At 67.0% G+C, this 24,641-nt stretch carries 21 protein-coding genes; 19 read left to right on the top strand and 2 right to left on the bottom strand.

Translation table 11 applies throughout. The features are described from left to right. Positions 1–29: 29 nt before the first annotated feature. The 13 genes from G6N43_RS21440 to smc all read left to right on the top strand — a co-directional run bounded on the left by G6N43_RS21440 (position 30) and on the right by smc (position 14,101). Positions 30–818, top strand: a complete 789-nt coding sequence (locus G6N43_RS21440; RefSeq protein ID WP_083150014.1) for a DsbA family protein — start codon at positions 30–32, stop codon at positions 816–818. Then, positions 815–1,447 (top strand): vitamin K epoxide reductase family protein, encoded by a 633-nt coding sequence (locus G6N43_RS21435; RefSeq protein ID WP_083150013.1) that lies wholly within the window; start codon positions 815–817, stop codon positions 1,445–1,447. Before G6N43_RS21440 ends, G6N43_RS21435 begins: the two co-directional genes overlap by 4 nt. Before the next feature lie 21 nt (positions 1,448–1,468). Beyond that, positions 1,469–4,855, top strand: a complete 3,387-nt coding sequence (locus G6N43_RS21430) for a pyruvate carboxylase (protein ID WP_083150012.1) — start codon at positions 1,469–1,471, stop codon at positions 4,853–4,855. Further along, entirely contained in the window at positions 4,852–5,424 is a 573-nt protein-coding gene (gene rsmD / locus G6N43_RS21425; RefSeq protein ID WP_083150049.1) for a 16S rRNA (guanine(966)-N(2))-methyltransferase RsmD, read from the top strand. The genes G6N43_RS21430 and rsmD overlap by 4 nt, the downstream gene beginning before the upstream one ends. A 30-nt stretch (positions 5,425–5,454) precedes the next feature. Then, positions 5,455–5,931 carry a pantetheine-phosphate adenylyltransferase gene (coaD, locus tag G6N43_RS21420; RefSeq protein WP_083150011.1) on the top strand — a complete coding sequence of 159 codons (477 nt, stop codon included), beginning with the start codon at positions 5,455–5,457 and terminating at the stop codon, positions 5,929–5,931. A gap of 83 nt (positions 5,932–6,014) precedes the next feature. Continuing rightward, positions 6,015–6,581, top strand: coding sequence for a hemerythrin domain-containing protein (locus tag G6N43_RS21415; RefSeq protein WP_083150010.1), 567 nt, complete (start codon positions 6,015–6,017; stop codon positions 6,579–6,581). A 234-nt stretch (positions 6,582–6,815) separates the two neighbouring features. Further along, positions 6,816–7,553 (top strand): cell division protein SepIVA, encoded by a 738-nt coding sequence (gene sepIVA / locus G6N43_RS21410; protein ID WP_083150009.1) that lies wholly within the window; start codon positions 6,816–6,818, stop codon positions 7,551–7,553. Between the two features lie 30 nt (positions 7,554–7,583). After that, positions 7,584–8,171 (top strand): YceD family protein, encoded by a 588-nt coding sequence (locus tag G6N43_RS21405; RefSeq protein ID WP_083150008.1) that lies wholly within the window; start codon positions 7,584–7,586, stop codon positions 8,169–8,171. Then, positions 8,164–8,868 (top strand): ribonuclease III, encoded by a 705-nt coding sequence (rnc, locus tag G6N43_RS21400; RefSeq protein ID WP_083150007.1) that lies wholly within the window; start codon positions 8,164–8,166, stop codon positions 8,866–8,868. The genes G6N43_RS21405 and rnc overlap by 8 nt, the downstream gene beginning before the upstream one ends. Next, positions 8,861–9,718: a DNA-formamidopyrimidine glycosylase gene (gene mutM, locus G6N43_RS21395; RefSeq protein WP_083150006.1), complete on the top strand. Its 858-nt coding sequence runs from the start codon at positions 8,861–8,863 to the stop codon at positions 9,716–9,718. The genes rnc and mutM overlap by 8 nt, the downstream gene beginning before the upstream one ends. Positions 9,719–9,805: 87 nt before the next feature. Beyond that, positions 9,806–10,222, top strand: a complete 417-nt coding sequence (locus G6N43_RS21390) for an OsmC family protein (protein WP_083150005.1) — start codon at positions 9,806–9,808, stop codon at positions 10,220–10,222. Then, complete coding sequence (locus G6N43_RS21385; protein ID WP_083150048.1) at positions 10,206–10,490, top strand: acylphosphatase; 285 nt, start codon at positions 10,206–10,208, stop codon at positions 10,488–10,490. Before G6N43_RS21390 ends, G6N43_RS21385 begins: the two co-directional genes overlap by 17 nt. A 26-nt stretch (positions 10,491–10,516) precedes the next feature. Beyond that, positions 10,517–14,101: a chromosome segregation protein SMC gene (gene smc, locus G6N43_RS21380; RefSeq protein WP_179967905.1), complete on the top strand. Its 3,585-nt coding sequence runs from the start codon at positions 10,517–10,519 to the stop codon at positions 14,099–14,101. A gap of 49 nt (positions 14,102–14,150) precedes the next feature. Here smc and fni read toward each other — a convergent pair whose 3' ends face one another. Further along, positions 14,151–15,152, bottom strand: coding sequence for a type 2 isopentenyl-diphosphate Delta-isomerase (fni, locus tag G6N43_RS21375; RefSeq protein ID WP_083150003.1), 1,002 nt, complete (start codon positions 15,150–15,152; stop codon positions 14,151–14,153). Between the two features lie 49 nt (positions 15,153–15,201). Between fni and ftsY the strand changes: the two genes are divergently transcribed. The 6 genes from ftsY (at position 15,202) to G6N43_RS21345 (ending at position 23,727) form a co-directional block, all read left to right on the top strand. Continuing rightward, positions 15,202–16,569 (top strand): signal recognition particle-docking protein FtsY, encoded by a 1,368-nt coding sequence (ftsY, locus tag G6N43_RS21370; protein ID WP_197745389.1) that lies wholly within the window; start codon positions 15,202–15,204, stop codon positions 16,567–16,569. 179 nt (positions 16,570–16,748) lie between these two features. After that, positions 16,749–18,116 (top strand): ammonium transporter, encoded by a 1,368-nt coding sequence (locus G6N43_RS21365; RefSeq protein WP_083150002.1) that lies wholly within the window; start codon positions 16,749–16,751, stop codon positions 18,114–18,116. A gap of 33 nt (positions 18,117–18,149) precedes the next feature. Further along, positions 18,150–18,488, top strand: a complete 339-nt coding sequence (locus G6N43_RS21360; protein ID WP_083150001.1) for a P-II family nitrogen regulator — start codon at positions 18,150–18,152, stop codon at positions 18,486–18,488. An 80-nt stretch (positions 18,489–18,568) separates the two neighbouring features. Next, positions 18,569–21,058, top strand: coding sequence for a [protein-PII] uridylyltransferase (locus G6N43_RS21355; RefSeq protein ID WP_083150000.1), 2,490 nt, complete (start codon positions 18,569–18,571; stop codon positions 21,056–21,058). Positions 21,059–21,106: 48 nt separating this feature from the next. Further along, complete coding sequence (ffh, locus tag G6N43_RS21350; RefSeq protein WP_083150046.1) at positions 21,107–22,654, top strand: signal recognition particle protein; 1,548 nt, start codon at positions 21,107–21,109, stop codon at positions 22,652–22,654. Beyond that, positions 22,654–23,727 carry a metal-dependent hydrolase family protein gene (locus tag G6N43_RS21345; RefSeq protein WP_083149999.1) on the top strand — a complete coding sequence of 358 codons (1,074 nt, stop codon included), beginning with the start codon at positions 22,654–22,656 and terminating at the stop codon, positions 23,725–23,727. The genes ffh and G6N43_RS21345 overlap by 1 nt, the downstream gene beginning before the upstream one ends. Before the next feature lie 31 nt (positions 23,728–23,758). Here G6N43_RS21345 and G6N43_RS21340 read toward each other — a convergent pair whose 3' ends face one another. After that, positions 23,759–24,583: a D-alanyl-D-alanine carboxypeptidase family protein gene (locus G6N43_RS21340; RefSeq protein ID WP_083149998.1), complete on the bottom strand. Its 825-nt coding sequence runs from the start codon at positions 24,581–24,583 to the stop codon at positions 23,759–23,761. Positions 24,584–24,641 lie beyond the last annotated feature (58 nt).

Here is a 24,641-nt window from a genome sequence, read left to right as displayed (position 1 = left end):
GTGGAATAGGCCGCCGGTACTCTTGTCGCGTGGCTTCGAAACCTAAATACGATCTGAAGGCGTCCGATCGCAGGCGGAATCTGGCCGTTCAGATCGGTCTGACGGCAATCGTGGTGATCTTCGCCGTCGCTATCGTGCTCTACATCGTGCTGTCGGCCGACAACAAGCCGACCGCGGGCGAAGCCGAATCCATTCGGATCACCTCGCCGCAGTTGATCAAGAAGGAGGGCACTGACGAGCCCAAGGTCGTGCTGTCGCTGTACGAGGACTTCCTGTGCCCGGCCTGCCGCAACTTCGAGCAGAACTTCGGGCCCACCGTCAACAAGCTGATCGATTCCGGGGCCGTCGCCGCCGACTATTACATGGTCTCGATCCTGGACCGTCAGGGCCAGGGGTACTCGACGCGCGCGGCCAACGCGGCGTACTGCGTCGCAGGTGATTCGATCGATGCGTTCCGCCGCTTCCACGCCGCGCTGTACGCCCAGCAGCCCGAAGAGGGCGTCGGTCCGTTCCCCGACAACGCCCGGCTGATCGAAGTCGCGCGCCAGGCAGGCGCCGGCGGGCAGGTCCCCGAGTGCATCAACAAGGGGACCAACTCCGACATGGTGTCGGGATTGGCCGAGGCCTCCAAGGTGAAGGCCACGCCGACCATCCGCATCAACGGCGAGGACTACAACCCCACGACTCCTGACGCATTGATCACCAAGATCGAGGAGATCGTCGGCAACGTGCCTGCGCTCGACGCCGGCGCACCGCCGCCGGCCGCCGATCCCAAGACGCTCGTTCCTCCCACACCCGCGCCGGCGCCGAAGCCATGACCGTCGCCGCACCCAGCACCGTGGAACCGAGCGAAGCAGCCTCGACACGGTCGGCGGGTGCTGCGGTCGGCAGGCCCAGCGCCATCTGGGTGCTGATCGCCGGGGTGCTCGGCCTTACGGCGTCGCTGACGCTCACGGTCGAGAAGATCGAGATCCTGATCAACCCCGACTATGTGCCGACCTGCAGCATCAACCCGGTGCTGTCGTGTGGATCGGTGATGATCACCCCGCAGGCATCTCTGTTCGGTTTTCCGAACTCGCTCATCGGCATCGTGTCGTTCACCGTCGTGCTGGTCACCGGAATACTCGCGGTTGCCAAGGTCGCGCTCCCACGCTGGTACTGGACCGGGTTGGCGATCGGCAGTCTGCTCGGCACCGCATTCGTGCACTGGCTGGCGTGGCAGAGCCTCTACAGCATCGGCGCGCTGTGCCCGTACTGCATGGTGGTGTGGGCCGTGACGATTCCGCTGTTCGTCGTCGCGACGTGGGTCGCCGCGGGCTCTGCGACGTCCAACAGTGTTGTGCACCTATTGCATTCGCTGCGCTGGTCGTTGGTGGCGTTGTGGTTCACCGGGGTGCTCCTGCTCATCCTGGTGCGCTTCTGGGACTACTGGTCCACACTGCTCTAGACGACGACGGGGGCGCAGCGCGTGATTTCCAAGGTCCTGGTGGCCAATCGTGGTGAGATCGCGATCCGAGCTTTCCGGGCCGCCTATGAGATGGGCATCACGACCATCGCGGTGTACGCCCACGAGGACCGCAACTCCCAGCACCGGCTGAAGGCCGACGAGTCGTATCAGATCGGCGAGACGGGTCACCCGGTCCGGGCCTACCTGTCCGTCGACGAGATCATCCGCGTCGCACGGCAAGCGGGCGCCGACGCCGTCTATCCGGGTTACGGCTTTCTGTCGGAGAATCCGCAATTGGCCGCGGCGTGCGCGGAGGCGGGTATCACGTTCATCGGTCCGAGCGCGGAAATCCTCGAGCTGACGGGTAATAAGGCCAGAGCCATCGCCGCCGCACGGGATGCGGGCCTGCCGGTGCTGACGTCGTCGGCGCCGTCCTCGTCCGTCGACGAGTTGGTGGCGGCGTCGGCGGACATGGAATTCCCGTTGTTCGTCAAGGCTGTTTCGGGCGGTGGTGGACGCGGCATGCGGCGGGTGACCGATGCGTCCGCGCTGCCCGAGGCCATCGAAGCGGCCAGCCGCGAGGCCGAGTCGGCATTCGGCGATCCCATGGTCTATCTCGAACAGGCAGTGCTGAACCCGCGCCATATCGAGGTGCAGATCCTGGCCGACCGGCACGGCAACATCATGCATCTGTTCGAGCGGGACTGCAGCGTGCAGCGCCGCCATCAGAAGGTGATCGAGTTGGCGCCGGCACCGAATCTGGCGCCCGAGTTGCGCGACAAGATCTGTGCTGACGCGGTCGCTTTCGCGCGCCAGATCGACTACACCTACGCGGGCACCGTCGAGTTCCTGCTCGACGAGCGCGGTCACTATGTGTTCATCGAGATGAATCCGCGCATCCAGGTCGAGCACACCGTCACCGAGGAGATCACCGACGTCGACCTGGTGGCCAGTCAGTTACGCATCGCCGATGGCGAGACCCTGGAAGACCTTGGGCTGAGCCAGGACGGATTGCCGGCGCCACGGGGCTTTGCCGTGCAGTGCCGGATCACCACCGAGGACCCGGCGAACGGTTTTCGACCGGACACCGGGCGCATCACGAGCTATCGGTCACCGGGTGGTGCGGGCATCCGCCTCGACGGCGCAACGCATTTGGGCGCCGAGATCGGAGCACATTTCGACTCGCTGTTGGTGAAGCTGACCTGCCGTGGACGCGATTACGCGGCGGCGGTCGCGCGGTCTCGGCGTGCGTTGGCGGAGTTTCGGGTGCGTGGGGTGTCGACGAACATCCCGTTCTTGTTGGCGGTGGTCAACGATCCGGACTTCCGTGCCGGTCGGATCACGACGTCGTTCATCGACGACCGCCCGTATCTGCTGACGGCGCACACCCCGGCGGACCGGGGTACGAAGATCCTGAACTATCTGGCTGATGTGACGGTGAATCAGCCGCATGGTCCGCGACCGTCGACGGTGTATGCGCAGGACAAGTTGCCCGATATCGATGTGTCGGCGCCACCGCCGCCGGGATCCAAGCAGCGGTTGACGCAGCTGGGGCCCGAAGGGTTTGCGGCGTGGATGCGGGAATCCAAGGCGGTCGGGCTGACGGACACGACGTTCCGCGATGCGCATCAGTCGTTGTTGGCGACCCGGTTACGCACCAACGGTCTGGTGATGGTGGCGCCCTACATCGCGCGGATGACCCCGCAGTTGTTGTCGGTGGAGTGCTGGGGTGGCGCGACTTACGATGTGGCGCTTCGGTTCTTGAAAGAAGACCCGTGGGAGCGGCTGGCCGCGCTGCGTGAGGCGATGCCCAACATCTGTCTGCAGATGCTGCTGCGTGGGCGAAACACGGTGGGCTACACGCCGTATCCGGAGTCGGTGACCAAGGCGTTCATCGAGGAGGCCACCGCGACGGGGATCGATATCTATCGCATCTTCGACGCGTTGAACAACGTGGAGTCGATGCGCCCGGCTATCGACGCGGTGCGCGAGACCGGCACGTCGATCGCCGAGGTGGCGATGAGCTACACCGGGGATCTCTCCGATCCGGGGGAGAACCTCTACACGTTGGACTACTACTTGAAGCTGGCCGAGCAGATCGTCGACGCCGGGGCGCATGTGTTGGCGATCAAGGACATGGCGGGGTTGCTGCGTCCGCAGGCGGCTTCGGTGTTGGTGGGTGCGCTGCGTAGCCGGTTCGATCTGCCGGTGCATGTGCACACCCACGACACTCCGGGTGGGCAGTTGGCGACGTATGTGGCGGCCTGGCAGGCCGGCGCGGATGCGGTCGATGGGGCCTCAGCACCGCTGGCGGGCACCACGAGTCAGCCGGCGCTGAGCTCGATTGTCGCTGCGGCGGCGCATACCGAGTTCGACACGGGGGTGTCGTTGTCGGCGGTGTGTGATTTGGAGCCGTACTTCGAGGCGGTGCGCAAGGTGTATGCGCCGTTCGAGTCGGGACTGCCGGCGCCGACAGGGCGGGTGTATCACCATGAGATCCCCGGTGGTCAGTTGTCGAACCTGCGTCAGCAGGCGATTGCGTTGGGGCTGGGGGATCGGTTCGAGGACATCGAGGCCAATTACGCTGCGGCGGACCGTATTTTAGGCCGCCTGGTAAAGGTGACGCCGTCGAGCAAAGTAGTCGGAGACCTGGCGCTGGCCCTGGTGGGGGCAGGGGTCAGCGCCGACGAGTTCGCCGCTGACCCGGCGCGCTTCGACATCCCGGATTCGGTGATCGGGTTCCTGCGCGGTGAGCTCGGAGACCCGCCAGGTGGCTGGCCCGAACCGTTGCGCACCAAGGCGTTGGCCGGGCGCGCCCCGGCCCGACCCCCGGAAGAGCTGGCCGCTGAGGATGAGGCGGCGCTGGCGACACCGGGGCAGGCCCGCCAAGCCACACTGAACCGGTTGTTGTTCCCGGGGCCCACCAAGGAGTTCGAGGCGCATCGGGAGCTGTACGGCGATACCTCCGGCTTGTCGGCCAACCAGTTCTTCTACGGGCTGCGCCAGGGTGAGGAACACCGGGTGCGCCTCGAGAAGGGTGTGGAGCTGCTGATCGGGCTCGAGGCGATCTCCGATCCCGACGAACGCGGTATGCGCACGGTGATGTGTATCTTCAACGGCCAGCTGCGCCCGGTGTTGGTGCGCGACAACAGCATCGCCAGCGAGGTCCCCGCCGCCGAGAAGGCCGACCGGTCCAACCCCGATCACGTCGCGGCCCCCTTCGCCGGTGTGGTGACCGTCGGGGTGGAAACCGGCGACAAGGTCGAGGCGGGACAGACGATCGCCACGATCGAGGCGATGAAGATGGAGGCCGCGATCACCGCGCCCAAAGCCGGCGAGGTCACCCGCGTCGCCGTGTCGGCCACCGCACAAGTCGAAGGCGGCGACCTCCTGGTGGTGGTCAGCTGACCCGCATCGTCGCAGGCGACCTGGGTGGACGGCGAATCACGGTGCCGCGCACCGGAACCCGCCCCACCACCGATCGAGTACGGGAATCGCTGTTCAATCTCCTGACGGCCCGAATGGATCTCGACGGAATCGCGGTGCTCGATCTGTACGCCGGATCGGGGGCGCTTGGCCTGGAAGCGATGTCGCGCGGTGCGGTGTCGGCGACGTTCGTGGAATCCGACCCACGCGCCGTGAGCGTCATCGACAAGAACATCGCGGCGCTTGGTGTCATGGGTACGACGGTGCGGCGCGGTGCCGTCACGTCGGTATTGGCCTCGGCCGTCGCGCGGCCCGTCGACCTGGTGCTCGCCGACCCGCCCTACGAGGTCGACGGTGTCGAGATCGAATCCGTGCTCGCGACGCTGACACAAGCCGGGTGGACGACCGCCGGGACCGTCGCCGTCATCGAACGCCCGGCGTCGGCTCCGGAACTGACGTGGCCGGACGGATGGCAGGTGTGGTCGTCGCGCACATACGGCGACACCCGGCTGGAACTCGCCGAATTCGACGACACCGCCGTTGCTCGGTAGTTGGCCCGCTGCCCTGTACCGTCTTCCCCCATGAGCGGCGCCGTATGCCCGGGTTCCTTCGACCCGGTAACCCTCGGCCATGTCGACATCTTCGAGCGCGCGGCGGCCCAGTTCGATGAGGTCGTCGTGGCGGTCCTGATCAATCCCAACAAGAAGGGGATGTTCACCCTCGACGAGCGCATCGCGATGATCGAGGAGTCCACGGCACACCTGCCGAATCTGCGCGCGGAGTCCGGCGAGGGACTGGTCGTCGACTTCGTCAAGAGCCGCGGCCTGACCGCGATCGTCAAGGGTCTGCGCACGGGGACCGACTTCGAATACGAACTCCAGATGGCGCAGATGAACAAGCACATCGCGGGCGTCGACACGTTCTTCGTCGCGACGACGCCGACGTATTCGTTCGTATCGTCGTCGCTGGCGAAGGAGGTCGCGACGCTCGGCGGCGACGTCTCCCATCTGCTGCCCGAGCCCGTCAACGTGCGGCTTCAGGCCAAGCTCAAGGGTTAAGCACCTCGCTCACGGGGTAGGTAGAAGGCGGCGCACAGCCCATTGCGCCCTAACTAATTCCCATGAGTTTTGGAGGTTTTGCCGTGGTTGAGACGTTTGTTCAGTCCACCGATGACGTCGTGAAGTTCCTCAAGGATCAGCACAACCTGATCAAGGACATGTTCGACGAGGTGTTCAGCGCCTCGGACGCGAAGGCGCGCGAGGAAGCCTTCGTCGACCTGCGCCAGTTGCTGGCCGTGCACGAGACCGCCGAGGAGATGGTGGTCCACCCGCGGGTCCGTCACGAGGCGGCCAAGGGCGACGAGATCGTCGACGCGCGCCTGGCCGAGGAGCACGAGGCCAAGAAGATGCTGTCGGCGCTCGAGGGCATGGACATCGATTCGAAGGAGTTCCTCGACGAGCTCGCGAAGTTCCGCGACGCCGTCATCGACCATGCCGAGCACGAGGAGAACGAGGAGTTCACCAAGCTCGAGAACAAGCTCTCGGCAGACGATCGCGGCCGGATGGCGAAGGCGGTGCTGGCGGCGCAGGCCATCGCGCCCACCCGTCCGCACGCAGGCGTGGAGAGCGCCAAGGCGAACTTCATCGCGGGTCCGTTCGCATCGATGCTCGATCGGGCGCGCGACGCGATCGCCGCGGCGGTCCGCTAGTCCGCATCCCGCGACGGTGAATCCCACGAGATTCACCGTCGAGCCCCACGTATGGGGCCGCCGCTTCGGCGTGTTGACATAATGTTCCCGGCGAAACGCAGACGGACCTGCGGCCTGGGGAAGCGGTGGCGCAGAAATTATCAGCCTGGACGCGACACACCGAGTCGGTAGCTGAGTCACAGGCGTAACACCAGGCACACTGGTAACTGTCAACTATGCCTGGAGGGTGTTGCCGTGTACCGAGTATTTGAGGCGCTCGACGAATTGGGCGCGATTGTGGAAGAAGCACGCGGTGTGCCCATGACCGCCGGCTGCGTGGTGCCCCGCGGCGATGTCCTGGAGTTGATCGACGACATCAAGGACGCGATCCCCGGTGAACTCGACGACGCCCAGGATGTGCTGGACGCCCGCGATACGTTGCTGAGGGAGGCCAAGGAGCATTCGACCTCGACGGTCTCCGCGGCGGCCGCCGAGGCGGACTCGCTGGTCAACCACGCCAGGGCGGAGGCGGACCGACTGCTCGCGGACGCGAAGTCGCAGGCTGACCGCATGGTCGCCGAGGCTCGTCAGCACAGCGAGCGCATGGTCGCCGAGGCCCGTGAGGAGGCCGCGCGCCTGGCCGCCACCGCCAAGCGGGAGTACGAGGCGAGCACGGGACGCGCCAAGACCGAGGCCGACCGGCTCATCGAGAACGGCAACCTCGCCTACGAGAAGGCCGTGCAGGAGGGCATCAAGGAGCAGCAGCGCCTGGTCGCGCAGACCGAGATCGTCCAGACCGCCACGTTGGAGGCCACCCGCCTCATCGACGCGGCCCACGCCGAGGCGGACCGGTTGCGCGGCGAGTGTGACATCTACGTCGACAACAAGCTGGCCGAATTCGAGGACTTCCTCAACGGGACGCTCCGCTCGGTGGGCCGTGGTCGGCATCAGCTGCGCACCGCCGCGGGTACACACGACTACGCCACCCGCTAGTCCCGCGAGGTCGCCGTAAGATCGATATTTATGGCGACCCATGCGAATGCGCCTGCCCGGCGGGCATCGGGGTCGCCGCTTGTGCTGAATATCTCCAGGCTGGGACGCAGGCCGGGCTCGATGATGACCGTCGCCGAGACCGTCGCCAGCCCGGTGCGTATCGGGCTGGATCTCATCGCCATCGCCGAGGACGCGCCGCTCGACCTCGATCTGCGCATCGAGTCCGTCTCCGAAGGTGTGCTGGTTTCCGGCACGGTCTCGGCGCCCACGACGGGCGAGTGTGCGCGCTGTCTGACGGCGATCACCGGGCACGTCGACATCGACCTCACCGAGCTGTTCGCCTATCCGGACAGCGCCACCGACGAGACGACCGAGGCCGACGAGGTCGGACGCGTCAGCAAGGTCGGTGGTGCCGACGCCGTCGATCTCGAGCAGCCGATCATCGACGCCGTCGGGTTGGCTCTGCCCTTTGCGCCGTTGTGCACCGCGGACTGCATCGGGTTGTGCCCCGACTGCGGGGTGCCGCTGGCGACGGCCGAGCCCGGACACCAGCACGAGAAGCTCGATCCGCGGTGGGCGAAGCTGGCCGGCATGTTCGACGAGGACACCCGTGACTGACCGCGCGCCGCTCTTGGAGGCGCTGGGTGTCGATCTGCCCGAAGACCTTCTCACCATCTCACTCACGCACCGCAGCTACTCCTACGAGAACGGCGGCCTGCCCACCAACGAGCGCCTCGAGTTTCTCGGCGACGCGGTACTCGGGCTCACCATCACCGAGGAGCTCTACCACCGCCATCCCGATCGCAGCGAAGGGGATCTGGCGAAGCTGCGGGCCAGCATCGTCAATACCCATGCGCTGGCCGACGTGGGTCGCGAGCTGTCAGACGCCGGACTCGGCGCGTATCTGTTGCTCGGCAAGGGCGAGGAGAACTCCGGCGGCGCCGACAAGGCCAGCATCCTCGCCGACGGTGTCGAATCTCTGCTCGGCGCAATCTATTTGGCGCACGGGATCGCCACCGCGCGAGAAGTGATTCTGCGGCTGTTCGCGTCGCTGTTGGACACCGCGCCGACACTGGGCGCGGGGCTGGACTGGAAGAGCAGCCTGCAGGAGCTCACCGCATCCCGCGGCATGGGTGCGCCGACGTATGTGGTGACGTCGACGGGTCCCGACCACGACAAGGAATTCACCGCGACGGTCGTCGTCGCCGACACGGAGTACGGCAAGGGTGTCGGCCGCACGAAGAAAGAGGCCGAGCTCAAGGCCGCCGCGGCGGCATGGAATGCGCTCGAATCCGCTTCCGATGTAGATGCCTGAACTTCCCGAAGTCGAAGTTGTACGTCGAGGGCTGGACGCGCACGTCGTCGGCAAGACCATCACCGCGGTGCGGGTGCACCATCCGCGCGCGGTGCGGCGTCACGAGGCCGGCCCCGCCGATTTGACTGCACGGCTGCTGAATTCACGGATCGTCGGCACGGGGCGGCGGGGGAAGTACCTGTGGCTGACGCTTGACGACGGATCGGCGCTCGTCGTCCATCTGGGGATGAGTGGACAGATGCTGCTCGGCCCTTTGCCGCGGGAGGATCATCTGCGCATCGCGGTGCTGCTGGACGACGGCACCGCGCTGAGCTTCGTGGACCAGCGCACGTTCGGCGGGTGGATGCTCGCCGACATGGTCACCGTTGACGGCACCGATGTCCCGGTGCCGGTCGCGCATCTCGCTCGTGATCCGCTTGACCCGAAGTTCGACCGCGAGGGCGTCATTACGGTGTTGCGGCGCAAGCACTCCGAGATCAAGCGGCAGCTGCTCGACCAGACCGTGGTGTCGGGTATCGGCAACATCTACGCCGACGAGGCGCTGTGGCGGGCGAGGATCAACGGCGCGCGGTTGGCGTCGTCGCTGACGCGCACACAGCTGGGCGCGGTGCTCGACGCGGCGGCCGAGGTGATGACGGAGGCGCTCGGTCAGGGCGGAACGTCGTTCGACTCGCTGTACGTGAACGTCAACGGCGAGTCCGGGTACTTCGAGCGATCACTGGATGCCTACGGCCGCGAAGGTGAGCCGTGCCGGCGCTGCGGTGCGGTGATGCGACGCGAGAAGTTCATGAACCGCTCGTCGTTCTATTGCCCGAAATGCCAACCGCGACCGCGCGTCCGTCGGGCCTGATTTCCGCGCGAAATTGAATTCCAGCAGGCCTCTACTTGAACTTTCCCTGCTGGAATTCCATTTCGCGACGAGTTGTAGAAATAGGTCATGACGGAACTCTGGGTTGAGCGCACCGGTGTGCGCAGCTATACCGGGCGTAGCTCTCGCGGCGCGCAGGTCCTCGTCGGCAACGAGGACGTCGAGGGCGTCTTCACCCCCGGCGAGCTGCTGAAGATCGCGCTGGCGGCCTGCAGCGGGATGGCCAGCGACGCGCCACTTCAGCGACGACTCGGCGAGGACTACGCGACCACCATCCGGGTGTCCGGGCCGCCCGACCGCGAGCAAGAGCGCTACCCGCTGCTCGAGGAGCGCATGGAGCTCGACCTGTCCGCCCTGTCGGAGGACGAGAGGGCGCGGGTACTCACGGTCGTCGAGCGGGCCATCGATCAGGTCTGCACCGTGGGCCGGACCCTGAAATCCGGTACCAAAGTGACGTTTGAGGTCAATGATGCAGGAGTTAGCTGAGGTACGACTCACCGCGTGGGTGCACGGCCACGTCCAGGGAGTCGGCTTCCGGTGGTGGACCCGCTCCCGCGCCCTGGAGCTAGGGCTGACCGGGTACGCGTCCAACCGGCCCGATGGCCGCGTCCAGGTGGTCGCTCAGGGTCCGCGGCGGGACTGCGAAAAGCTCCTTGAGCTGCTACAAAGCGGGAAAGCGCCCGGCCGTGTCGACAAAGTCATCGCCGATTGGTCCGAAGTGGGCGAAACGCTATCGGGGTTCATCGAGCGTTAGCCCGCGCGACGGTAGTGTGGCGCGTTGTGCACCTCAAGAGTCTGACCCTGAAGGGCTTCAAGTCGTTTGCTTCGCCGACGACTCTGCGCTTCGAGCCAGGCATCACCTGTGTCGTGGGACCCAACGGCTCCGGCAAGTCGAATGTGGTCGACGCGCTCACGTGGGTGATGGGCGAGCAGGGGGCAAAGACGCTGCGCGGCGGGAAGATGGAAGACGTCATCTTCGCCGGCACATCGTCGCGTCCGCCGCTGGGCCGCGCCGAGGTCACCGTCACGATCGACAACTCCGACAACTCGCTGCCGATCGAGTACTCCGAGGTGTCGATCACCCGGCGGATGTTTCGCGACGGCGGCAGCGAATACGAAATCAACGGCACCAGTTGCCGTTTGATGGATGTCCAGGAACTGCTGTCCGACTCGGGCATCGGTCGCGAGATGCACGTGATCGTCGGGCAGGGCAAGCTCTCCGAGATCCTCGAATCGCGCCCGGAGGACCGGCGTGCGTTCATCGAGGAGGCCGCGGGCGTCCTCAAGCACCGCAAGCGCAAGGAAAAGGCGGTCCGCAAGCTCGAGTCGATGTCGGCCAATCTCGCGCGACTGACCGACCTGACGACGGAGCTGCGGCGTCAGCTCAAGCCCCTCGGCAGGCAGGCCGAGATGGCCCGTCGCGCCCAGACCATCCAGGCGGACCTGCGCGACGCCCGGCTGCGCTTGGCCGCCGACGATCTGGTCACCCGTAAGGCCGAGTTCGAGAACACCAATCAGACCGAGACGACGCTGCGACGCGAGCACGACGAGCTGGCGGCCCGCCTCGAGGCCCGCACCGTCGAGCTCAACACCCATGAGGCGGCGGTCGGCAGCCTCAGCGAACGCGCGGAAGCTGCTCAGCAGACCTGGTTTTCGCTGTCGGCGCTGGCCGAACGCGTCAGCGCCACGGTCCGTATCGCCAGCGAGCGCGCGCAGCACCTGGACACCGAGCCCGAAGCCTCCACCGGCCCCGACCCCGACGCCCTGGAAGCCCAGGCGGAGGAGGTCGCCGCCCAGGAACGCCGGCTGCTCGCCGCGCTCGAGGAATCGCGAGCCCGCTTGGAGGCCGCGCGCGCCGAGCTCAGCGAACGCGAGGGTGTGGCCGCCGAAGCCGAGCGCGCGCATCTGGCCGCCGCCCGCGCCGAGGCCGATCGCCGTGAGGGCTTGGCCCGGCTGGCCGGCCAGGTCGACACGATGCGCACCCGGGTCGAGTCGATCGACGAAACCGTCGCGCGGCTGACGACGGGGATCGAGGAGGCCGCGGCCAAGGCTCAGCAGACTCAGGCCGAGTTCGAGATCGTGCAGGGCCGGGTCGGTGAACTCGATGCGGGTGAGGTCGGCCTCGACGAGCACCACGATCGGACGGTCGCCGCGCTGCGGCTCGCCGACGAGCGCGTCGCCGAATTGCAGGCCGCCGAGCGCAGCGCCGAACGCCAGGTCGCCTCGCTGCGTGCCCGCATCGAAGCGCTGTCCGTGGGCCTGGACCGCAAGGACGGCGCGGCCTGGTTGCAGAAACACCACAGTGGCTCAGGGCTTTTCGGCTCGATCGCCAATCTGGTCAAGGTGCGCCCGGGTTATGAGGTGGCGATCGCGGCCGTCCTTGGTGCGGCCGCGGATGCGGTCGCCGCCGAGAATTCGGTCGCCGCGCGTGCGGCCGTCGACGCACTGAAGCAGTCCGACGGTGGCCGGGCGGCCATCGTCCTCGGTGACTGGCCGCACCACTCCGTCCCGAACACCGGCACCCCGCCCGAGGGCGCGTTGTGGGCGCTCGACCTGGTCGATACACCGCAGCGGCTGCAAGGGGCGATCAACGCTCTGCTGTCGGGCGTTGTGGTGGTCCGTGACCTTTCAGTGGGGCTCGACCTGGTCGCGGCCCGCCCGCACCTGAAGGCGGTCACTGTCGACGGTGACCTCGTCGGCGCCGGCTGGGTCAGCGGCGGATCCGACCGCAAGCCCAGCACGCTGGAGATCACGTCGGAGGTCGAGAAGGCCAGAGCCGAGCTCGCCGAGGCGGAAAAGCAGGTCGGCGAGCTGTCCGCCGCGTTGGCCGGCGCACTGGAGGAGCAGGCCGCCCGGCAGGACGCCGCCGAGCAGGCCCTGGCCGCGCTCAACGAGTCCGACGCGGCGATCTCCGCGGTCTACGAGCAGCTCGGCCGACTCGGCCAGGACGCCCGCGCCACCGAGGACGAATGGCAGCGGCTGATCCAGCAGCGCAACGAACTCGAGGCCGTGCGCAGTCAGACCGTTGAGGAGCTCGCCGAACTCGAGCAGCGGCTGCACAACGCGCAGCAGGAGCCGACGTTCGAATCCGAACCCGTCGATCGGCAGGCGACGATGGCGGCGGCCGAGGCGGCGCGGGCGGCCGAGGTCGAGGCGCGACTGGCAGTGCGCACGGCGGAAGAGCGTGCGAACGCCGTTCGCGGTCAGGCGGATTCGCTGCGCAGGGCCGCCGCCGCCGAGCGTGAGGCCCGGTTGCGCGCACAACGGGCACGGGAGGCGCGTGTACACGCCGCCGCGGTTGCCGCGGCGGTTGCGGAGTCCGGTCGTCTGGTGGCGGAGCGGCTCAGCGCGGCGGTGGCTCATGCGTCGCGGGTGCGCGACAACGTTGCCGCCGAGCGTCAGCATCGGGCCGCAGCGCTGGCGAAGGCGCGCGAAGAGGTCAACGAGATCGGCGCCAAGATCGCGTCGCTCACCGACGCCCTGCACCGTGACGAGATCGCGAAAGCTCAAGCGGCGCTCCGTATCGAACAACTCGAGGAGCACATCCTCGAGAGCTTCGGGATGGCAGCCGACGACCTCGTCGCCGAGTACGGCCCCGACGTGCCGCTGCCCCCGTCCGAACTGGAGATGGCCGAGTACGAGCAGGCGAAGGAACGCGGCGAACAGGTGACGATGCCCGCGCCCATGCCGTTCGACCGGGCGACGCAGGAACGTCGCGCCAAGAAGGCCGAGCGGGAACTCAACGAGTTGGGTCGAGTGAACCCGCTGGCGCTGGAGGAGTTCGCGGCGCTCGAGGAACGGTACAACTTCCTGTCCACCCAACTGGAGGACGTCAAGGCGGCCCGCAAGGACCTGCTCGACGTCATCGACGATGTCGACGCACGCATTCTTCAGGTCTTCACCGAGGCGTACGCCGACGTGGAACGTGAGTTCCAGCAAGTGTTCTCGGCGCTGTTCCCCGGCGGCGAGGGTCGGCTGCTGCTCACCAATCCCGACGACATGCTCACCACCGGCATCGAGGTCGAGGCCCGCCCGCCGGGCAAGAAGATCAAGCGGCTCTCGCTGCTGTCCGGCGGTGAGAAGTCGCTGACGGCCGTCGCGATGCTGGTGGCCATCTTCCGCGCCCGACCGTCGCCGTTCTACGTCATGGACGAGGTGGAGGCCGCACTCGACGACGTGAACTTGCGCCGGCTGCTGGGGCTGTTCGAACAACTGCGTAGCCAGTCGCAGCTGCTCGTCATCACGCACCAGAAGCCGACGATGGAGATCGCCGACGCGCTGTACGGCGTGACGATGCGCGACGACGGCATCACCGCGGTGATCAGTCAGCGCATGCGCGGCCAAGAATTGGTCGGGGTTAGTTAAGTGATTTCGGCGTGTTAGGTCTCGCTGAGCGTGACTGAACACGCCGAAATCACATCGGGCTGACGCCGCGATCGCGGAGTTCGGCGAGGTCGGCCGCCCCGCAGCCGTGCAGGCAGATCAACAGCTCCTCGATGAAGCGCTGCAGCCAATCCACCACGGCGGCAGGCGATTCGATCGCCGGTGCCAGCAGCGGGCGCGCCAGCGACACCACATCGGCGCCCAGCGCCAGCGCCTTGGCCGCATCCATCCCGGTGCGGATGCCGCCGGATGCGACCAGCGGTACACCCGGCAACTCGCGACGCACCTCCAGAATCGCCTGCGCGGTGGGAATACCCCACTCGGCCAGGGCCGGGTACCGGATCTCGCCGTACCGGACGAACTGTTCGACGCGCGCCCACGACGTGCCGCCCGCCCCGGCGACGTCCACCGCCGCGATGGGGCAGTCGACGAGCTCGGCGGCCGCCGCGGCCCCGATACCGTGGCCGACCTCCTTGAGCATCACCGGATAACCGATGGTGCCCGCGATCTCACGCAGGCGCGCGATCGAACCGGAGAAATCGGTGTCGCCCTTGTGCTGCATGGCCTCCTGTAGCGGATTGGTATGCACCGCAAGGGCGTTGGCGTTGACCCGGTCCAGCGCTTCCACGAGCGCGGGCACGATGTCCGGGGTCAGCTGGGTGAGCCCGATGTTGCCGATCAACAGCACGTCCGGCGCGATCTCGCGGACACGGAAGGTTGATGAGGCGGCTCCGTTGTCGAGCATGATGCGCTGCGACCCGAGCATCATGCCGATGCCGAGCTGCTGGGCCGCGTCGGCCAGATTGCGATTGATGGTGCCGGACAGTTCCGCGCCGCCGGTCATCGGGCCGATGAGCACCGGGGCCCGCAGTCGGGTGCCCAGGAAGTCCGTCGCCAGGTCGATGGACCCGAGGTCGGTCTGGGTCAGCGCGTTGTACGGCAGCCGGTAGCGCTCCAAGCCGGTGGTCACCGTCTGGAAGTCGACGTCCTCACTGAGACACACGTCGATGTGTCGTCGTTTGCGGGTCTCCATGCCCCCGGGGTCGAGCGTCACCGCCTATCCCTCCTGACACAATGACGCAGTGACGGATTCTGTCTTGTGGATCGCGATCGCGGTCATCGCCGTACTGATCATCGCCGCGCTCGTCGTGGGCCTGGTGCGGTATCGGCGCCGACGGATCAGCTTGTCGTCTGCAGACACCGCCACTCCTGTCGACCGCTCCGGCGGCTATACCGCCTCGTCAAGCATCACGTTCTCACAGTCAGCCCCGGCTGAGCCGGTCGAACGGATCGACACCAGCGGACTGCCCGCCGTCGGCGATGATGCCACCATCCCGCGTGACGCACCGAAGCGGGCCATCGCCGACGTGCAGCTTCCCGAGCCGCCGGTGGTCGAAGAGCCCCCGGCCGAGGTCGCCGCACCACCCGCTCCCGAAGAACCGGCAGTCGAAGAAGCGCCCGCTCCCCAAGAACCCGAAGGGCCACCGGCCGCGCCGCTGACACCCGCCGCACCCGCGATCGACGAGATCGCCCCACCGGATGGCCGGCTGGAGCGACTGCGGGGGCGCCTCGCCAAATCGCAGAACACGCTGGGCAAGAGCATGCTCGGCCTGCTCGGCGGCGGTGATCTCGACGAGGACTCCTGGCAGGACGTCGAGGACACGCTGCTGATCGCCGACCTCGGCCCGGTCGCGACGGAATCGGTCGTCACGGCGTTGCGGTCGCGCATGGCCAGCAGCCGCGTCCGCACCGAGGCCGAGGCCCGCGAGGTGTTGCGCCAGGTCCTGATCGAGGAACTGCAGCCCGGCCTCGACCGGTCCATCAAGGCGCTGCCGCACGCCGACAAGCCCTCGGTGCTGCTTGTCGTCGGCGTCAACGGCACGGGCAAGACCACGACCGTCGGCAAGCTGGCGCGCGTGCTGGTGGCCGACGGACGCCGCGTCGTGCTGGGCGCGGCCGACACCTTCCGCGCCGCCGCCGCCGACCAGCTGCAGAGTTGGGCGTCGCGCGTCGGCGCCCAGGTGGTGCGGGGCCCCGAGGGCGCCGACCCGGCGTCGGTCGCCTTCGATGCGGTGGACGCCGGCATCGAGAACGGCGCGGATGTCGTCGTCATCGACACCGCGGGGCGACTGCACACCAAGACCGGTCTGATGGACGAACTCGGCAAGGTCAAGCGAGTGGTGAGCCGACGGGCCGAGGTCGACGAGGTGCTGCTCGTGCTTGACGCGACGATCGGCCAGAACGGACTGCCTCAGGCGCGCGTGTTCGCCGAAGTCGTCGACATCACCGGCGTGGTCCTCACCAAACTCGACGGCACCGCCAAGGGCGGGATCGTCTTCCGCGTCCAACAGGAATTGGGTGTGCCCGTCAAACTCGTCGGTCTGGGCGAGGGCCCAGACGACCTTGCGCCGTTCGAACCGGCGGCGTTTGTGGACGCGCTGCTCGGGTAGCCGGCACCCGAATTGGCCGGATAGTACGCGCGCTTTCTGTGGTGAAACATGAGCGTAACCACGAATGCCTGCGCGTTCACATTGATGAAACTTGAGCGCATCACGGGTGAAACGCGCGCCACAGAGTCTCTTTGCGAGGCCGATGCGATTGGCCCGCTTCCCAAGGAGGTTCACACAAAGTGGTTCTAGCCTTACCTACAGCCCTACCCGACGATGCGTTTGCGCCCTTCGGTCCAGACGGCCTGAGCGCCGGCGACACCGCGTGGGTACTTACGGCTGCGGCGCTGGTGTTGTTCATGACACCGGGCCTGGCATTCTTCTACGGCGGCCTGTCGCGTCAGAAGTCCGTGCTCAACATGATGATGATGTCGTTCGGCTCCATCGGCACCGTCAGCGTCATCTATGTGTTGTGGGGCTACTCGATGTCGTTCTCCTCGGCACACACCGGTGAAAGCGACATCCTGGGTATCTTCGACAACCCCTTCTCGTTATTCGGGGTAAGCCAACTGCTGGAAACCAAGGAGGTCGGCGAGGACACGCTCTACGTCCTCGGCGGTTTCGGCACGGTACCCGCGATCGTCTGGGTCGGTTTCCAGCTCACCTTCGCGGTCATCACCGTCGCCCTGATCAGCGGCGCGGTGGCAGAGCGGATGAAGTTCGGCACCTGGCTGCTCTTCGGGGGCATCTGGGTCACCCTGGTTTACTTCCCTCTGGCTCACATGGTTTGGGGAGGCGGGCTGCTGTCCGGAGCTGAAAACAGCTTCGCATCATGGATATTCGGTTACGACGAAGAGGCGGGCCTGGCGAAGGTCGCTCCGATCGACTTCGCCGGTGGCACCGTGGTGCACATCAACGCAGGTATGGCAGCGCTGGTGCTCGCGCTGCTGCTCGGTAAGCGCAAGGGCTTCGGCAAGATCGCTTACCGGCCGCACAACGTGCCGTTCGTTCTGCTCGGTGCGTCGATCCTGTGGTTCGGATGGTTCGGCTTCAACGTGGGCTCCGAGGGTGCTGCCGATACGATCGCCGGCCAGGTGTGGGTGAACACCACTGCTGCGACGGCCGCCGCGATGCTCGGCTGGCTGATCGTGGAGCGGATTCGTGACGGGAAGCCGACGAGCGTCGGTGCCGCTTCGGGCGTCGTCGCAGGCCTCGTGGCGATCACTCCGGCGTGCGGTGCGCTGTCGCCGGTGGGTTCGTTGATTCTCGGCGCCATCGCCGGTGTGCTGTCGGCACTCGCCATCAGCCTGAAGTACAAGCTCGGCTACGACGACTCGCTCGACGTCGTCGGTGTGCACCTCGTCGCCGGACTGTGGGGCACCGTTGGCATCGGGCTACTTGCGACCGAAACCGGGCTGTTCTACGGCGGCGGTTTCCAGCAGTTGGTCATCCAGGCGGTAATCGCAGTGGTGGCAGTCGCGTTCACCGGGATCATGACCGTGATCATCGCGTTCATCGTGAAGCCTCTGGGCTGGCGTGTGAGCGAGGAAGACGAGGAGACTGGTATCGATGAAGCCGAACACGCTGAAACGGCTTACGAGTTCGCCTGATCGGCGACAATTTCATCGGAAGGGATGAACTAAATGAAGCTGATTACCGCGATCATCAAGCCGTTCACGCTCGAAGACGTCAAGACCGGGCTCGAGCAGACGGGCATTCTCGGAATGACCGTCAGCGAGGTGCAGGGTTACGGCCGTCAGAAGGGCCACACCGAGGTGTACCGCGGTGCGGAGTACTCGGTTGACTTCGTGCCCAAGGTCCGCGTCGAGGTCGTCGTCGACGATTCCGCCGTGGACAAGGTGGTGGACGTGATCGTTCAGGCCGCACGCACGGGCAAGATCGGCGACGGCAAGGTATGGGTCAGCCCCGTTGAGACCGTGGTGCGGGTGCGCACGGGCGAGCGCGGGAGCGATGCCCTTTGACCGATGTGACGAAATAAGAGGTTGTCTCCCGGCCGTTGCACCGTGAGCGTTTAGAGGTAAGGCCCGGGGGAGGACACGAAATGACAGAGCAGAGACAAGATCCCGCCGCCGGGCGTCCCCGATGGGAGGCTCCGGCGGCGGGCTCTTTACGTCCTGCGACAGACCTCGCCGCGGCCGCCGAGCAGCTGCTCACCAACGACGCCCGCCAACTGGATGCGGCGGCGTTGCGCGACGCGCTGCTGGATCTGCACGAATTCTGGCTCAACACAAAGGCCGCCGAGATCGGCATCACGCCGACCAGCGGCTTCGCCATCGTCGCGACTGGTGGGCTCGGCCGGGGTGAACTGGTGCCCTACTCCGACCTCGACCTGATGCTGTTGCACGACAACATGCCTCACGATGTCGTCGGACAGGTCGCCGAGTTGCTCTGGTATCCGTTGTGGGATGCAAACATTCGCATCGACCACAGCGTGCGGACCGTGCCCGAGGCGCTGGCCGTCGCCAGCGACGACATCTCCGCCGGACTCGCGATGCTCGAAGCACGCCATATCGCCGGTGATGCGGACCTGTCGAACCTGCTGATCGGGGGAGCTCGGCGGCAGTGGCGCACTGGAATCGCCTCGCGCTTCGAAGAACTCGTCAAACACACCCGCGAGCGGTGGGAGCGCAGCGGCGAGATCGCCCACCGCGCGGAGCCCGACCTGAAATGCGGGCGCGGCGGCCTCCGCGACGTACAACTGCTCAACGCGTTGGCGATCGCCCAGCTCGCCGACGTCTATCCCAGCCGGTCCCTCGCGTCTCCGACCGAGTCGTTGGGTGAGGCGCACATGACGCTGCTGAACGTGCGCACCGAGCTGCACCGGGTGGCCGGACGTGGCCGCGAGTTGCTGCTCGCCCAGCACGCTGACGAGATCGGCGCGGCACTGCGGATCGGCGACAGGTTCGATCTCGCTCGCATGCTTTCCGACGCGGCGCGCACCATCAGCTTCTACGTCGAGGCCGGCATCCGCACCGCCGCCAACGCGCTTCCGAGACGCGGACTCTCGGCGTTTCGCCGTCCCACCCGCCGTCCACTCGACGAAGGTGTGATCGAGTTCGCGGGTGAGGTGATTCTCGCGCGCGACGCCCGTCCCGAACGCGACCCCGGCCTGATCCTGCGGGTGGCGGCCGCATCAGCCACCACCGGACTGCCGATGGCGTCGTCTACGTTGGCCCGGCTCTTGGAAACCGCGCCCGAGCTGCGCACCCCGTGGCCGCGCCAGGCGCTCAAGGACCTGCTGGTCATGCTGGCTGCCGGACCGCCCGCCGTGGCCACCATCGAGGCGCTGGACCGGACGGGTCTGTGGGGGCGACTCTTTCCCGAGTGGGGTGCGGTGCGCGACCTGCCGCCGCGCGACGTCGTGCACATCTGGACCGTCGACCGCCACCTCGTCGAAACCGTTTCGCGGGCAAGTGCATTCACCACCAGGGTGTCGCGACCCGATCTGTTGCTCCTCGGTGCCCTGTGCCACGATATCGGCAAGGGTCGCGGCGGTGACCACAGCGTCATCGGTGCCGACCTCGCGGTTCAGATCGGCACCCGGCTGGGCCTGTGGCCGTCGGATATCGACGTCTTGGCCAAGGTGGTGCGCCACCATCTGCTGCTGCCGCACACCGCCACGCGACGCGATCTGCAGGATCCCAAGACCATCGCTTCGGTGGTCGACGCCCTCGGCGGTGACCCCGTCGTGCTCGAACTGCTGCACGTGCTGGCGGAAGCGGACTCGCTTGCGACGGGTCCGGGGGTGTGGGGTGACTGGAAGGCCTCGCTCATCGGAGATCTGGTGCGGCGCTGCCGGCTGGTGATGGCCGGTGAACCATTGCCGCAGCCCGATCCCATTGATCCGCGCTATCTTTCGCTCGCGGCCGATGTCGGCGTGCATGTCGAGCTCACGCCCGCCGACAGTCCCCACATCTACAACGTGACGATGATCGCGCCCGATCGAACGGGGTTGTTGTCCAAAGCGGCGGGTGTGCTCGCGCTGAACTCGCTGCGCGTGCATTCGGCGTCGGTCAATGGGCATGCGGGTTCGGCGATCAACACTTTCGTGGTATCCCCGCACTTCGGATCCCCGCCTGCGGCCGAGCTGGTGCGGCAGCAGTGGATCCTTGCTCTCGACGGTGACCTCGACGCGCTCGCGTCGCTGGACAAACGTGATCGCGAAGCCGCGCAGTACGGGACGGCACGCGCGGGGGAGGTGCCGGACGCGGTGCCGATCAACCACGTCTCCGCCCCGCCGCGGATCCTGTGGTCCGAAGGCCGGGCCCCGGGCGAGTTGGTCGTCCAGATCCGCAGCACCGACCGCACGGGGTTGCTGGCGAGGCTGACGGCGGTGTTCGAACGCGACGGCGTCGATATCTCGTGGGCGAAGGTCACCACCCTGGGTTCGTCGGTGGTGGACCTCTTCGGCATTTCGGGACCCGCGCTGACCTCCGGCGACGTCGAGACGGTGCGTGCCGAACTCGAGCGCGACTTGTACGCCGTCCTGCCCTCACCTGCGCCTGCGAAGCCGGTTTCAGAGGCCAGTTAGGGTCCGGCGGGCAGGAGCGGAGCGACCGGGGGAAGTAGGGTGGAGCGCGTGTTTGAATCGCTGTCCGACCGGTTGACCGGCGCCCTGCAGGGGCTGCGCGGCAAAGGACGGTTGTCCGACGCCGACATCGACGCGACGACCCGCGAGATTCGGTTGGCGCTGCTCGAAGCGGACGTGTCGCTGCCGGTGGTGCGCGAGTTCGTCGCACGCATCAAGGAACGCGCCAAGGGCGCGGAGGTGTCCGGTGCGCTGAACCCCGCCCAGCAGGTCGTCAAGATCGTCAACGAGGAACTGATCACGATCCTCGGCGGCGAGACCCGCCAACTGGCGTTCGCCAAGACCCCGCCGACGGTCATCATGCTCGCCGGTCTGCAGGGCTCCGGTAAGACCACGCTGGCCGGCAAGCTCGCGAAATGGCTGAAAGGGCAAGGACATACGCCGCTACTCGTGGCGTGCGACCTGCAGCGGCCCGGCGCCGTCAACCAGCTTCAGATCGTCGGCCAACGGGCTGGCGTCGAGGTATTCGCCCCGCACCCCGGCACCATCGAGGGCTCCGACGACTCGGCGCCCGGCGACCCCGTCGCCGTCGCGGCCGCCGGCCTCGCCGAGGCCAAGGCCAAGCACTTCGACATCGTCATCGTCGACACCGCGGGTCGGCTGGGCATCGACGACGAGCTGATGAGCCAGGCCGCCGCGATCCGCGAAGCCGTCACGCCCGACGAAGTGATCTTCGTGCTCGACGCGATGATCGGCCAGGACGCCGTCACCACCGCCGAGGCGTTCCGCGAGGGCGTCGGCTTCACCGGCGTGGTGCTGACCAAGCTCGACGGCGACGCCCGCGGTGGTGCCGCGCTGTCGGTGCGCGAGATCACCGGCGTGCCGATCCTGTTCGCCTCGGCGGGCGAGAAGCTCGAGGACTTCGACGTCTTCCACCCGGACCGCATGGCCAGCCGGATCCTCGGCATGGGCGACGTGCTGACCCTCATCGAGCAGGCCGAGCAGGTCTTCGATGCCCAGAAGGCCGAAGAGGCGGCCGCCAAGATCGGCTCCGGCGAGCTGACCCTGGAGGACTTCCTGGAGCAGATGCTCGCGATCCGCAAGATGGGTCCGATCGGCAACCTGCTGGGCATGCTGCCCGGCGCGGGGCAGATGAAGGACGCGCTGGCGGCTGTCGATGACAAATCGCTCGACCGGCTGCAGGCGATCATCCGCGGTATGACCCCGGAGGAGCGCGCCGACCCGAAGATCATCAACGGTTCGCGCCGGCTGCGTATCGCCAACGGCTCCGGTGTCACCGTCGGTGAGGTCAACCAGCTCGTCGAGCGGTTCTTCGAGGCCCGCAAGATGATGTCCTCGATGGCGGGCCAGATGGGCATGCCCTTCGGCCGCAAGTCGAACCGCAAGTCGGCGAAGGGCAAGAAGGGTAAGGGCAAGAAGGGCGGAAGGGGGCCGACGCCGCCGAAGGTGCGCAATCCGCTGGGCGCCGGAATGCCCGCAGGCTTTCCCGACCTCTCGAATATGCCCAAGGGTCTCGATGAGCTCCCGCCCGGCCTTGCCGACATCGACCTGTCGAAGCTGAAGTTCCCCAAGAACTGATGCGCCTGCACCTGCGCGGTCGGGGTTTACCCGACGAAGAGCCGGTGGAGTGGTGGATCGTCGACGGCCAGCTGAGCGCTGAACCCGTCGCCGATGCGGAGACCGTCTTCGACGGCGGATGGATCCTGCCGGGCCTCGTCGACGCGCACTGCCACGTCGGCCTCGGTGAGCATGGTGCGATCGATGACATCGAGGAGTGCGTCGAGCAGGCCAAGGTCGAACGCGACGTGGGCGCGTTGCTGCTGCGCGACGCCGGCTCGCCCATCGACACCCGCAGCCTCGACGATCATGACGACCTGCCGCGGATCATCCGCGCGGGCCGCCACCTCGCCAAGCCCAAGCGCTATCAACGCGGTTTCGCAATCGAGTTGGACGACGAGTCCCAGCTGCCCGACGCGGTCGCCGAACAGGCGCGTTTCGGCGACGGCTGGGTGAAGCTCGTCGGCGACTGGATCGACCGTGAGGTCGGGGACCTGGCACCGCTGTGGTCGGACGACGTGCTCAAGGCCGCCATCGACGCCGCCCACGACAACGGCGCCCGGGTCACCGCGCATGTGTTCAGCGAGGACGCGTTGCCGGGTCTGATCAAGGCCGGAATCGACTGCATCGAGCATGGCACCGGTTTGACAGACGACACCATCGACCTGATGGTCGAGCACGGTACCGCGTTGGTGCCCACACTCATCAACATCGAGAACTTCCCCGGAATCGCCGATAACGCAACGAAATTCCCGGCCTACGCCCGCCACATGCGCGACCTGCACCAGAAGTGTCCCGCACGCATCGCCGCCGCGAGGGAAGCGGGCGTACCGCTTTACGCAGGTACCGATGCGGGCAGCATGGTGGCCCACGGCCGGATCGCCGACGAAATCGAAGCTCTCAAGGGCGTCGGGATGAGTCCCACCGACGCGTTGGGTGCGGCGTGCTGGAACGCCCGAGAATGGTTGGGCCGGCCGGGAATCGCGCACGGCGCCTCGGCTGATCTGGTGTGCTACCGCGACGACCCCAGAGCAGGTGCGGACGTCGTCAATCACCCGGACCTGGTGATCCTTCAGGGCAAAGTGTTCCGCTAGTAGACGTCGCGCAGTTACCGGTGTCACCGCGTCAGCGGGACTGGCTGAAACCCCAGTCGAACAACTTGATCGCCTGGCCGTACAGATCGCCGGTGCCGTACATCTCGACGACGATGAGCCGCCGGTTGCCCCGCTGGGAGGCCGCGACATAGGTGTGGCGGGCGAGGTTCGTGAACCCGGTCTTGCCCGCGAAGTTGCCGGGGTAGCGGGTCAGCAGTTCGTTCTGGTTGGTGAGGGTCTTACCGGGGAACTCCGCCGATTGCGCCCGCATGATCTGCGCGATCAGCGGGTATTTCAGCGCCGCGCGGTAGATGACGGCGAGGTCGTGCGGCGTGGTGTTGGATTCCCAGCCCGGCCCGTCGAGGCCCGACGGCGACGAGGCGTTCGTCGACCGCGCACCGACGGCGGCCGCCTTGCGGTTCATGGCGGGCAGTGCGACGCCTTGTCCGCCGAGCATGTCGGCCAGCATGTTCGCGGCATCGTTGCCCGACACCATCAGCAGCGCCGCGAGCAGCTGGCGCACCGTGTACGGCTGGCCGGGCTTCAGGCCCACGCAGGAGCACTCGACCTCGGTGTGCGACGAGTTGGCGCGTGCGAAGCTGTCCGGGTGCAGGTGGTCCAGCACCACCATCGCCAACAGTGGCTTGATCGTGCTCGCAGGGGCATGCGGCTCATATGGGTTGCGGGAGGCCAGAATTGCGCCAGTGTCCAGATCGGCGAGCAACCATGCCTGCGCCGGTCCGTCGGGCAGCGCGACGGCACCTGCCGGCTCGTCACCCGGCTGGGCTGCAGCAGATGGCGCGACCGTGGAGGCCGCGCATAGCGTGATCGCCAACGCGGCCAACAACTTTCGCACGAACGCCGAGCCTAACCGGCGCGATTCCGGACCCGGTCTCGAACGCGTTGCGATTCAG

The organism is Mycolicibacterium moriokaense (assembly GCF_010726085.1).
Taxonomy (GTDB): Bacteria; Actinomycetota; Actinomycetes; order Mycobacteriales; family Mycobacteriaceae; genus Mycobacterium; species Mycobacterium moriokaense.
This window is presented reverse-complemented; position numbering and strand designations above follow the sequence as displayed.

What these genes read in the sequence shown, in the direction of transcription:
- coaD (WP_083150011.1), top strand. Translation starts at nt 5,455, where the DNA reads ATGAGCGGCGCCGTATGCCCGGGTTCCTTCGACCCGGTAACCCTCGGC.
- G6N43_RS21435 (WP_083150013.1), top strand. Translation starts at nt 815, where the DNA reads ATGACCGTCGCCGCACCCAGCACCGTGGAACCGAGCGAAGCAGCCTCG.
- G6N43_RS21355 (WP_083150000.1), top strand. Translation starts at nt 18,569, where the DNA reads ATGACAGAGCAGAGACAAGATCCCGCCGCCGGGCGTCCCCGATGGGAG.
- G6N43_RS21385 (WP_083150048.1), top strand. Translation starts at nt 10,206, where the DNA reads ATGCAGGAGTTAGCTGAGGTACGACTCACCGCGTGGGTGCACGGCCAC.
- G6N43_RS21390 (WP_083150005.1), top strand. Translation starts at nt 9,806, where the DNA reads ATGACGGAACTCTGGGTTGAGCGCACCGGTGTGCGCAGCTATACCGGG.
- fni (WP_083150003.1), bottom strand. Translation starts at nt 15,152, where the DNA reads ATGGAGACCCGCAAACGACGACACATCGACGTGTGTCTCAGTGAGGAC.
- G6N43_RS21405 (WP_083150008.1), top strand. Translation starts at nt 7,584, where the DNA reads ATGGCGACCCATGCGAATGCGCCTGCCCGGCGGGCATCGGGGTCGCCG.
- mutM (WP_083150006.1), top strand. Translation starts at nt 8,861, where the DNA reads ATGCCTGAACTTCCCGAAGTCGAAGTTGTACGTCGAGGGCTGGACGCG.
- G6N43_RS21345 (WP_083149999.1), top strand. Translation starts at nt 22,654, where the DNA reads ATGCGCCTGCACCTGCGCGGTCGGGGTTTACCCGACGAAGAGCCGGTG.
- G6N43_RS21360 (WP_083150001.1), top strand. Translation starts at nt 18,150, where the DNA reads ATGAAGCTGATTACCGCGATCATCAAGCCGTTCACGCTCGAAGACGTC.